This is a genomic window from Sphingomonas sp., from assembly GCF_031380695.1.
In the GTDB taxonomy this organism is placed as follows: Bacteria; Pseudomonadota; Alphaproteobacteria; order Sphingomonadales; family Sphingomonadaceae; genus Sphingomicrobium.
Window position 1 is genome coordinate 1 of sequence record NZ_JANMWY010000163.1, and the last position, 8,246, is coordinate 8,246.

Here is an 8,246-nt window from a genome sequence, read left to right on the forward strand (position 1 = left end):
CACCGGCTGCAGTTTTTCATCGGCCGCCGGAATAGCCAAACCCGCGATCATCTCGCGCAGTTCCTGCCGGGCGGCGATATGCGCCATGCCGACGTCGCCGAGCAGGGCGAGGTCGAGCAAAGTCAGGCCCTTGGGGAACAGCTCGCGATAAATCACCCGCTCGCCGAGGCCGGGGATGACGCGGAAGCCGACCCGCCGCGCCAGCTCGTCCATCGCCGCGCCGACGCGGTGGAGGTTGTGCGACTGGATATGCTGCAGCCGGTTGCGCAGCACGACCCAGTCGACCGCCTTGCCGGTGTCCTTGGCGCGCTGCGTCCGGCTGTTCCAGATCAGCTCGGCATAGAAGCTGGGCTTAGTGATCTTGAATGTGTCGGGGTGGACCTGGCCGATCAGGTCGAGGTCGACGAAACTGTCGTTCATCGGGGTAACCAGCGTATCGGCCTTGACGATCGCGGCGCGGGCGACCGGGTCGTCGCGGCCGGGCGTGTCGATGACCAGCACGTCGCACTGCGCCGAGAGCCGGGCGATCGATCCTCCGAGCGCGTCCTCGGTCTGCTCGTCGAGCACTTCATAGGTCGCGACGGGCAGGGTGTCACCGGTCCGGCGCATGGTGGCGTCGCGGTTTTCGAGATAGCGGGTCGTCGTGCGCTGACGGCTGTCGAGGTCGAGCACGCCGACGCGGTGACCCGACGCAGCGAGCGCGATGGCGGTGTGAACCGCCGTCGTCGACTTGCCGGTACCGCCTTTTTCATTGGCGAAGACGATGAAATGCGGTTGGCTCATTGCCCGCCCGGCCCCTCTTAATATAGTCGGCGACGGCTGTAGTGGAGGGGACGAATCCTTGCAAACCATCCGTGAGTCGAGCGCGCTGAGGCCGGCGCTGGCGGCGCTGCGGGGCGCAGGCGAACGCCTGGCGCTGGTCCCGACGATGGGCGCGCTCCACGCCGGACACCTGGCGCTGGTCACCGCCGCGAAGCAGCGGGCCCAGCGGGTGGCGGCGACGATCTTCGTCAATCCGCTTCAGTTCGCGCCGGGCGAGGACCTCGATCGCTATCCGCGCCAGGAAGCGCACGACCTGGCGATGCTGGAGGAGGCGGGGTGCGCGCTGGTGTGGATGCCGACGGTCGCCGATCTCTATCCCGACGGCTTCGCTACGACCATCCATGTTGCCGGGACCAGCGAGCAATGGGAAGGCGCGGCGCGACCGGGGCATTTCGACGGGGTCGCGACGGTCGTCACGAAGCTGCTGATCGCGACGATGCCCGACATCGCGCTGTTCGGCGAAAAGGATTATCAGCAGCTGGCGGTGATCCGCCGCCTCGTCGCCGACCTTGGCTTGCCGACCGAGATCGCGGGCGTGCCGACCGTGCGCGATGGCGACGGCCTCGCCCTGTCGTCGCGCAACGCCTATCTGTCGCCCGACGAGCGGCGGCGGGCGCTGGCCTTGCCCAAGGCGCTGGGGTCGGTGCGCGACGCCGTCAGATCGGGTGAGCCGGTCAAGGAAGCGGTAGATGCCGCGCGGCAATTGCTCGCGCAGGCGGGTTTCGACCCGATCGACTATCTGGCGCTGGTCGATTCCGCCACGCTCGAACCGCTCGACGCGCTCGCCGGGCAAGCCCGGGTAATCGCCGCGGCGAGGATCGGTACGACCCGCTTGATCGACAATATCGCCGTTTAATTTCTCGGTCGTTCGACATCTTCGCGGCGTTAACCATTTGTTCGCTGTTGGCGGCCGAATGTCCTCTCAGTGGAAAACGGGGGACGATGAATGACCGCGATCAGCCAAAAGGGTGCAGAATTTCTTCTCCGCAGCAGGCTTGCCGAAGCCGAGGCTGGCGATGTGGATGCGCTGTTCGAACTCGGCGTGATCTATTCGACCGGGCGCGGGGGCACATCGGTCGACCTGATCGAGGCGCATAAATGGTTCAACCTGGGCGCGCTGTCGGGCGACATGCGATCGCAGCGGTGCCGCGCCGACATCGCCAGCGAGATGACCGCGCGCGAGATCGCCGACGCCCAGCGCCAGGCGCGTTCGTGGCTCGGCGCGACCCGCGACACGGCGCGCTACGCCGCGTGATGATCGCCCGCTTCAGCCGATCAAGCTGAACGGCGGGCAACCGATCCTTCAGCCACGATGCAGCCACATGGTCTCATATGCGTTGATGACCCCGAGCGTTTCGGGCGAATCATTCGTGATTTGAGGAGAAGGCCCATGTCGGCACTGAAGAAAATTCTGGCGGGGACCGCCGGGTTGGCCGCGTTGGTTGGGATCGCCAGCCCCGCCGCCGCGCAATATTATCCAGGCTATGGCTACGGCAATAGCTACGGATATGGCAGCAACAACGTCGGCAACGTCGTTGGCCAGGCGATCAACGGCGTCATCGCCGCCACTCAATATGGCAATTATCCCTATGGCAACGCGGGTTACGGCCAACGCTATGGCTATGGCATGAACTCGAACAGCGCCGTCGACCAGTGCAGCCGCGCGTTGCAGGGCCGCTACGGTGGTTACGGCTATAACGCCGGCCCGCGCATCAGCGGCATCCGCAGTGTGGAGCCGCGCAACAATGGTGCGGTTCGCGTTGACGGCCTCGTGTCGAGCTATTCGGGCTATGGCTACGGCGCGCCGAGCCAGACCTTCAGCTGCAAGGTCGATCGCTACGGGCGGGTAATCGACCTGCGCATCGATCGGAACGATCGTTATGGCTATAATGGCTACGGCAACGACTACGATCAACGCGGCTGGTAATGAACCCACTTCGGTGGACAGCGATGCGCCGGGCCTCTAGGGGTCCGGCGCATTCTTTTTGTCAGGATGCTTAGTGACCATTCAGCCCGCCGACACCATCCTGATCGTCGACTTCGGCAGCCAGGTCACCCAGCTGATTGCCCGCCGCGTGCGCGAGGCCGGGGTCTATTGCGAGATCGCCCCGTTCAATAGCGCGGCGGAAGCGTTCGAGCGGCTCAACCCGCGCGGTATCATCCTGTCGGGCGGACCTTCGTCGGTCACCTGGGAGGACAGCCCGCGCGCGCCGCAGCAGCTGTTCGACGCCGGCCTGCCGATCCTCGCGATCTGTTATGGCCAGCAGACGATGGCCCACCAGCTCGGCGGGCTGGTCGCGACGTCGGACAACAAGGAATTCGGCCGTGCGTTCATCGAGGTGGTCGCGTCGTCGACGCTGTTCGACGGGCTGTGGAATGTCGGCGATAACCACCAGGTGTGGATGAGCCACGGCGACCGGGTCGAGCGGCTACCCGATGGATTCTCGATCGTCGCCCGCTCCGAAGGCGCGCCCTATGCCATCGCGACCGACGAGGCACGGCGCTTCTATTCGATGATGTTCCACCCCGAGGTGGTCCACACCCCCGACGGCGGCAAGCTGCTCGCCAATTTCGCGCGGCATATCTGCGGCTGTTCGGGCGACTGGACAATGGGTGCGTTTCGCGCCGCCAAGATTGCCGAGATCCGCGCCCAGGTCGGCAACGGTAAAGTGATCTGCGGTCTGTCGGGTGGAGTCGACAGCGCGGTCGCCGCAGTCCTCATCCACGAGGCGATCGGCGACCAGCTGACCTGCGTGTTCGTCGACCATGGCCTGATGCGGTCGCACGAGGCCGAGCAGGTCGTCGCGCTGTTCCGCAACAGCTACAACATCCCGCTGGTCCACGTCGACGCCGAGCAATTGTTCCTGTCGGGGCTGGCCGGGGTCACCGACCCCGAGGCCAAGCGCAAATTCATCGGTAAGACCTTCATCGACGTGTTCGACACCGAGGCGACCAAGTTCGGCGGCGCGGATTTCCTGGCGCAGGGCACGCTCTATCCCGACGTGATCGAAAGCGTCAGCTTCACCGGCGGGCCATCGGTGACGATCAAGAGCCATCACAATGTCGGCGGCCTGCCCGAGCGGATGAACATGAAGCTGGTCGAACCGCTGCGCGAGCTGTTCAAGGACGAGGTCCGCGACCTCGGGCGCGAACTCGGCCTGCCCGACGCGTTCGTCGGCCGCCACCCCTTCCCTGGCCCCGGCCTTGCCATCCGCATCCCCGGCGAAGTAACCAAGGCGCGCTGCGATATCTTGCGCAAGGCCGATGCCGTCTACCTCGAGGAAATCCGCAACGCCGGGCTATACGACGCAATTTGGCAGGCCTTCGCGGTGCTGCTGCCGGTGCGCACGGTCGGCGTGATGGGCGACGCGCGCACCTATGACTATGTTTGCGCATTGCGAGCCGTCACGAGTGTCGACGGCATGACCGCCGACGTTTACCCGTTCGACCCCGCCTTCCTCAGCCGCGTCGCGACCCGCATCGTCAACGAGGTCGCAGGGATCAACCGGGTGACCTACGACTTCACGTCGAAGCCACCTGGCACGATCGAGTGGGAATAAATCGGGGCAAGCGAATGTCCGGGGGACATTTGCCCAATTTACTGACTGCTAAAACTTCACGCTGCCCTCGACCCCGATCATTCGCCGCTCGCCGGGCGAGATGAAAGAGCCGCCGAACTCGATCGCCGGGATGACCTCGTTGAGATATTTCTTGTCAAACAGATTGTTGGCGAACACCGCCAGCGAGAAATTGTCGCCCTCCAGCCCGGCGCGGGCATTGACCACGCCGAACTTGCGGCGGCGCGACACGTCATATTTCGCGTCGCCGACGAACCCCGGCAGGGCCAGCGCCGAGATCGGCAGCAGCGCGCTGAAGATGGTCGGTCGAGTCTGGTTCTGGACGGTGTGGAACCAGGTCGGCCCGGTCAGGCGGTAATCGACGCGCAACAGCAATTTCAGCGCACCCGACAGCGGCGCATCGACCTGCGTCCCGACGTTGAGCGTATAGTCTGCCGTATAGGGCGACTTGTTGCCGACGGTATAGGGCCGCGAGGCGTTCTTCTTGATCTTGCTGTCGGTGACATTGGCCGATCCGAAGATCTTCCACCACCGCACCGGCCGCACGTCGAGGTTCAACTCGGCGCCCTTCAAGTCGACCCGGTCGATGTTCGATACGACCCGCAGCAGGCCGAAGCCACCGACGAAGAATTCGAAGAACTGCATGTCGCGGACGCGGGTATAATAGCCGGCGAGGTCATATTTGACGACGCCGCCGAACAGATTGCCCTTGATCCCGGCCTCGAACGAGCTCGACCGTTCCTTGCGATAATTGTCCCTGATCAGCACGCCGGCATTGATCGTGCCGGGCGTCACGCCGTCGTTGAACGACGCATTGACCGTCGCCGCCGAGCCCTGGTTGTTGAAGCCGCCGGCTTTGAACCCGACGCCCCAGTCGGCATAGATATTCATGTCCGGAGTCGGTTTGTAGCTCAACGCCAGCTTGGGTTCGAGCAGCTTGAACGTCGCCTGCTTGTCCGCCAGCGGGCCGAAGGCGAGGCCGGGATTGATTGGACCGCCGGTGATCGGGTCGAGGACGTTGGGGACCCGGCTCGACGTCTTGCGATCTTCGATATCGTAACGCAGCGCGACGCTCGCCTTGAATTGGTCGGTCAGCGCATAGTCGGCCGAGCCGAAGCCGGCATACACATCGGTCGCGAACTGGTCGGCATAGAGCTGCGAGGTCGGGTTGATGCTGCCCGGCGCATTGTAAAGCGACTTGATCGCGCCCTGGCCAAGATCGGCACCCAGACTGACCCCGACCAGCCGGTCGATGTGCAGGTAATAGGCGCCCAGCTGCCAGTTGAACGGGCCACCGCCGGTCGATGCGAGCCGCACTTCGGCGCTGTAATCCTTTTGGTTGCGCACCTGATATTGCGTGCCGTCGCAGGTCGTCGGCGAGTAGGCGCCGAAGGTGGAGCCATTGGCCGGGGCAAAGATGAACGGCACCGGGATCGCGCCGATGAAGTCAGGCCGGTTGAGCGGGAAGCCGGTCAGGGCGGCAGTCGTCGCGAAGCATTTGTTGAGGACGGCGACGTTGGTTGCGTTGGCGGGCGTGCCAGGCACCGCTGCCAGCGAGATGTAGCGGGCGAAGTCGGCGGAGGTGCCGTCTGCGACGAGGTTCTGGTGAATGTCCGAGTAGAGCGCCCAGGCGGTCAGCTTCACGCCGCCCATGTCATGGTCGAGCTTGGCCGACGCCTCGACCGTGCGCTGGTCGTTAGTCGGGCGGATGTTGGAATAATAGCCGAACGGATGATCGTTGACGTTCTCGTAGAAGGCCGGGTTGACTGCGGCGAAATTGGGCAAGTGGAACGACGAGTTGAAGTTGATCGAGGCCCCGGTCAGCTTGGCGTAACGCGCCTTCAGGTCGATCGTCGTCGACGGCCCGAGCGAGCCGACCACCCGACCATCGACACCCCACACCTTCTGGTCGTCGATGGTCTTCGAATTGGCGAGGAAGCGGTTGCGGTAGAAGCCGTCGGTCTTGCGATAATTGCCCGACAGGACAAAGCCGACACCGGGCGCAATCGGCCCGGCGAGATAGGCCGATCCGGTGAACGTCTGCTGTTCGGCATAGCTGGCGCGCGCGCCGCCTTCGAGATGGTCGCCGGGCTTGAGCGTCGTCTGGATGATCGCACCGGCAGCGGCGTTGCGGCCATAGATGGCGCCCTGCGGCCCCTTGAGCACTTCGACCTGGCGCAGCGTGCCCTGGTCCTGGTTGAGCTGAGCGGTATTGGTCTTGAGGATCCCGTCGACGATCAGCGCGACCGAGCTTTCGGCGTCGCGCGCGCCATTGATGCCGCGGATGTTGATCTGCGTGTCGCCGGCCTCGGCGGAACCGGTGACGATCGTCACGCCGGGGGTCAGCTGGACGAAGTCGGCGGCGGTGCGCACCCCGGTCTTGGCGATGGTGTCGGCGCTGAGCACGGTGACCGAGGCAGGCACGTCGAGCAGTCGCTCGTTCTGGCGGCGGGCAGTGACGATGATGTCGGGGTCGGCGGGTACGGTCGCGACCGCAGCGGGCGGGGCCGAAGGGTCCTGCGCGCTCGCTGGCGAAGCAGTGGCAACAGCAACCAGCGAGGCGCTGGCAATCGCAATCCGCGACGTAAGCATCGGTCAGTCCCCCTTTGAGGTCCACGCGGTTCGGTCCGGTTGGATCCCGCCGCGCAGAATATGCGTAAGCGGGGCCGCGTCAAGGCAAGGTGAATTTCAGCTCGACAAATCGGTGTTGCCTTGCATCGGGCGACCCTCCCGGAGCATGGGGATCGCGTCCACCGGCGCGAAGGATTGCTCATGAGTCAGACCAGCGGCAGGAAGCCGATCATCGTGGGCATCGGCGGGACGACGCGGCCGTGGTCGTCGACCGAACAGGCGTTGGCGTTGGCGCTTCAAGCGGCCGCGCGCGCCGGCGCCGAAACCCGCCTGTTCGGGGGCGAATTCCTGACGCGCCTGCCGCATTATCCGTCCGACGGCAGTGACGATACGGTCGACGGGGCCGAGCTGGTCGCGGCCGTGCGCAACGCCGACGGGCTGATCATCGCCAGCCCGGGCTATCACGGCTCGATCTCTGGCCTCGTCAAGAATGCGGTTGATTACATCGAGGCGACGGCGAAGGATGCGCGGGCCTATCTCGACGGAGTTCCGGTCGGACTGATCGCCACCGCCTATGGCTGGCAGGCGAGCGGCAGCACACTGGCCACGCTGCGCTCGATCGTCCACGCGCTGCGTGGCTGGCCGACCCCGCTCGGCGCCGGAATCAACACTTCGGGGGGCATCTTCCGCGATGGCGAATGCACCGACGCCGGCGCGGCCGGGCAGCTCGATCTCGTCGGCCGGCAGGTCGTCCAGTTCGCCAGCCTGCACATCCAGGACCCCAGCGTGACCGACACCGGACACGAGTGACTATGCCCCTGCCGGGCAGGATTGACGAGCGGTGAGTGGCACTTAGCGCTCTGCCAGCCGTTTAATACGGCAAGGTTAGGACGATGTCGATGTCACATGTGCGTATCATAGCCGTCGGTTTGTTGACCGATGATGACCTGAATCGGCTCGGCCCCCAGTTTTCGCGCGCCTATCCGGTCGAGGACACGCCCTGCTTCGGCGAGCTCATGCACGCGATCGACGAAGCCGACCGCGATTTCTGGCGTCGCCGTGACCGTAGCGAAGCCGTCGACCAGCCGATCGAACATCGCATCATCATATCGCCGAAGTCATAATCAACCGGAAAGCGCGCGTTACTGGCTGAGGTCGCGGAAAAGCGAGAGGTAATAGCCGATCGCCGGACCGATGCTGGCCACCGGCGAGCGCTCGTTGAGGCCATGGCTGAAATCGTCCGAGCGTTTCATGAACATCGGGCTGGCCCCATAG

General features: G+C 64.8%; 8 protein-coding genes. 5 read left to right on the plus strand and 3 right to left on the minus strand.

From position 1 onward, the window contains the following. Positions 1 to 783 (minus strand): division plane positioning ATPase MipZ (locus RMN84_RS06160; RefSeq protein ID WP_309611312.1); only part of this gene is annotated, 783 nt, incomplete at its 3' end. Positions 784 to 841: 58 nt separating this feature from the next. Between RMN84_RS06160 and panC the strand changes: the two genes are divergently transcribed. From panC to guaA, 4 genes are all read left to right on the plus strand, one after another. Continuing rightward, on the plus strand, positions 842 to 1,678 hold the full coding sequence (gene panC / locus RMN84_RS06165) for a pantoate--beta-alanine ligase (RefSeq protein WP_309611313.1): 837 nt from the start codon (positions 842 to 844) through the stop codon (positions 1,676 to 1,678). 90 nt (positions 1,679 to 1,768) lie between these two features. Then, positions 1,769 to 2,077, plus strand: coding sequence for an SEL1-like repeat protein (locus RMN84_RS06170; protein WP_309611314.1), 309 nt, complete (start codon positions 1,769 to 1,771; stop codon positions 2,075 to 2,077). Positions 2,078 to 2,212: 135 nt separating this feature from the next. Continuing rightward, the gene (locus tag RMN84_RS06175) at positions 2,213 to 2,749 is read left to right on the plus strand and encodes a hypothetical protein (RefSeq protein WP_309611315.1); all 537 of its coding nucleotides are present in this window, start codon (positions 2,213 to 2,215) and stop codon (positions 2,747 to 2,749) included. Positions 2,750 to 2,822: 73 nt separating this feature from the next. Then, a complete protein-coding gene (gene guaA / locus RMN84_RS06180; RefSeq protein ID WP_309611316.1) occupies positions 2,823 to 4,382 on the plus strand; it encodes a glutamine-hydrolyzing GMP synthase in 1,560 nt (519 codons plus the stop codon). Positions 4,383 to 4,430: 48 nt separating this feature from the next. On the opposite strand, the gene RMN84_RS06185 is transcribed toward guaA, so the two are convergent. After that, positions 4,431 to 6,992 carry a TonB-dependent receptor domain-containing protein gene (locus tag RMN84_RS06185; protein ID WP_309611317.1) on the minus strand — a complete coding sequence of 854 codons (2,562 nt, stop codon included), beginning with the start codon at positions 6,990 to 6,992 and terminating at the stop codon, positions 4,431 to 4,433. Positions 6,993 to 7,172: 180 nt separating this feature from the next. Here RMN84_RS06185 and RMN84_RS06190 point away from each other — a divergent pair, with 180 nt between their 5' ends. Beyond that, positions 7,173 to 7,781: an NADPH-dependent FMN reductase gene (locus RMN84_RS06190; RefSeq protein WP_309611318.1), complete on the plus strand. Its 609-nt coding sequence runs from the start codon at positions 7,173 to 7,175 to the stop codon at positions 7,779 to 7,781. Between the two features lie 92 nt (positions 7,782 to 7,873). Here RMN84_RS06190 and RMN84_RS06195 read toward each other — a convergent pair whose 3' ends face one another. Further along, positions 7,874 to 8,068 carry a hypothetical protein gene (locus RMN84_RS06195; RefSeq protein ID WP_309611319.1) on the minus strand — a complete coding sequence of 65 codons (195 nt, stop codon included), beginning with the start codon at positions 8,066 to 8,068 and terminating at the stop codon, positions 7,874 to 7,876. Between the last annotated feature and the right edge of the window lie 178 nt (positions 8,069 to 8,246).

Coding starts and splice junctions, on each gene's coding strand:
- RMN84_RS06170 (WP_309611314.1), top strand. CDS start 1,769: ATGACCGCGATCAGCCAAAAGGGTGCAGAATTTCTTCTCCGCAGCAGG.
- RMN84_RS06175 (WP_309611315.1), top strand. CDS start 2,213: ATGTCGGCACTGAAGAAAATTCTGGCGGGGACCGCCGGGTTGGCCGCG.
- RMN84_RS06185 (WP_309611317.1), bottom strand. CDS start 6,992: ATGCTTACGTCGCGGATTGCGATTGCCAGCGCCTCGCTGGTTGCTGTT.
- RMN84_RS06190 (WP_309611318.1), top strand. CDS start 7,173: ATGAGTCAGACCAGCGGCAGGAAGCCGATCATCGTGGGCATCGGCGGG.
- RMN84_RS06195 (WP_309611319.1), bottom strand. CDS start 8,068: ATGTTCGATCGGCTGGTCGACGGCTTCGCTACGGTCACGGCGACGCCA.